Source organism: Paenibacillus koleovorans NBRC 103111 (assembly GCF_004000845.1).
GTDB classification, from domain to species: Bacteria; Bacillota; Bacilli; order Paenibacillales; family NBRC-103111; genus Paenibacillus_AA; species Paenibacillus_AA koleovorans.
In genome coordinates, this window is sequence record NZ_BIMA01000233.1 from 1 (window position 1) to 2154 (window position 2154).

The following is a 2154-nucleotide window of genomic DNA, read 5'->3' on the forward strand; positions in this document are numbered from 1 at the left end:
CGCCGAGCTGCAGGCCGGCGCCTCGGGCGCTGCGACCGGCGCGGCGCAGCTGCGTGCGGGGCTCGACGCGGCGGCGGCCGGCTCGGCGCAAGGGAAGAGCGGCGCCGAGGCGCTGAGCGCCGGGCTCGAGCAGTACGCTGCGGCGCATCCCGAGCTGGCGGATGACGCTGCGTTCCGGCAGCTGCTCGGCAGCGCGAAGGCGGTCTCCTCCGGCGTCGGCGCCGCGGCGTCCGGCCAGCTGCAGCTCGCGGCCGGCGCAGCCGATCTCGCCGCCGGCGGCGAGCGACTGAACAGCGGCATGCAGCTGTTCGCGCAGAAGCTGGCCGAGGCGCAGCAAGGCGGCCTCGCCATGCAGAGCGGCGCCCAGTCGCTGGCGGGCGGCAGCGAGCAGCTGCAGGCGGGCCTGAACCGCCTGTCAGGCGGTGTCCGGCAACTGACCGACGGCGTGCAGCAGCTGGAGCAAGGCGCCGGCCGACTGAGCGAAGGCTCCGCGACGGTAGTCGACGGCACGAAGGCGCTGTCCGGCCAGCTGGCGGAAGCGGCGGCGCAGACGTCGGGCATCCACGCGGGCGATGACACGATCCAGATGGTCGCGAGTCCTGTAGACGTGGAAGAAGAGCGGCTGAATCCTGTCGCCAACTATGGCACCGGCTTTGCGCCGTACTTTGTCTCGCTTGGCCTGTTCGTCGGGGCGCTGATGCTGACGATCGTATTCCCGGTCCGGGAGCCGGCCGGTCTGCCTCGATCGGGATGGCGGCTTTTCCTCGGCAAGCTCGGCATCATGCTGCTCGTCGGCGCCATTCAGGCGGTGCTCGTCGATCTGGTGCTGCTGCTGGGGCTTGGCCTCGAGGTGCAGAGCGTCGCGCTGTTTTTCGTCTTCAGCCTGCTGTCCAGTTGGACATATATGGCGCTCATCCAACTGTTCGTAACGACGATGGGCGATCCGGGCCGCTTCGTCGCGGTAGTGGTGCTGATCCTTCAGTTGACGACGTCGGCGGGGACGTTCCCGACTGAGCTGATCCCGAACACGCTGCAGCATGTAGGCGCTTGGTTGCCGATGTTCTATACAGTCGCCGGGTACAAGGCGGTCATCTCGAGCGGCGACTTCGGCGTCATGTGGAGTCAGGCCGGGGTACTGGCTATATTTTTGGCAGGCAGTGCTTTGCTTACTCTGGTTTATTTCATAACCAAGCATAGAAGGCAGCAGCCGACTCTGATTGCACAAGCTTAAACGAGCGAACTCCTCATGACACGGTCATGGGGAGTTTTCGTTTGGGCTGGCGTCCTTTTGTGGTACGATCTTAGCAGAATAGCAGGGAGCATTAGAGAGGAGAGGAAGCCAATGATTTTTTCGCCGTCGATCGATGCCGTGTTCAAGAACTTCCAAGGGAGCATAGACGATAAGCTTGGTGTGATCCGGAGCTGCGGGTATGAGGCTTTCGAAATATGGGGCTGGTGGGGACGCGACATGGATGCGCTGCAAGCTGCGCAAGAGCGGTACGAGCTGAAGCTGGCGGCTATGTGTACACGAACTACATCACTAGTCGACGCGGAACAGCGGACAGTGTGTATAGAGGCGTTGAAAGAAAGCCTGCAGGTTGCGGAGCGGTTCCAATGCCGGTATTTGATCACGCAGACGGGAAATGCGATGCCGGGAGTGCCACGTGAGATCCTGCGGCAAAGTCTGATCGAAGGCCTGAAGGAAGCCGCTCCACACGTGGAGGAGGCTGGGGTAACTCTTATTGTAGAGCCGTTGAATACGAAGTTCGATCATCGGGGCTATTTCCTGGAACGATCGGATGAGGCCTTCGAGGTCATCGAGGCGGTCGGGAGTCCGAACGTCAAGATTGTGTACGACATTTATCATCAGCAAATTTCCGAAGGCAATCTAATCCCGACCATAACGGCGAATATGGACAAAATCGCGTACTTCCACATGGCCGACCACCCGGGGCGGCACGAGCCGGGAACAGGGGAGATCCATTACCCGAACGTGCTGAAGGCGATCCGCAAAACCGGCTATCAAGGGTACATGGGGCTGGAGTACTTCCCGTCGACCGACGCGGAGACGAGTTTGAGAAGCTTCATGGACCAAACGGTGTCGCTCTGGAAATGACGGCTCTCACTCGGATTTTCGTGCTTAGAGGTGGTGGG

Annotated in this window: 2 protein-coding genes; both read left to right on the plus strand. The window is 61.8% G+C overall.

All coding sequences use genetic code 11. The features are described from left to right. Window positions 1-1231: YhgE/Pip family protein (locus PKO02S_RS31895; protein ID WP_164821826.1), on the plus strand; the 1231-nt coding region annotated here is incomplete at its 5' end. A gap of 111 nt (window positions 1232-1342) precedes the next feature. Continuing rightward, window positions 1343-2116: a hydroxypyruvate isomerase family protein gene (locus PKO02S_RS31900; RefSeq protein WP_127589310.1), complete on the plus strand. Its 774-nt coding sequence runs from the start codon at window positions 1343-1345 to the stop codon at window positions 2114-2116. Window positions 2117-2154 lie beyond the last annotated feature (38 nt).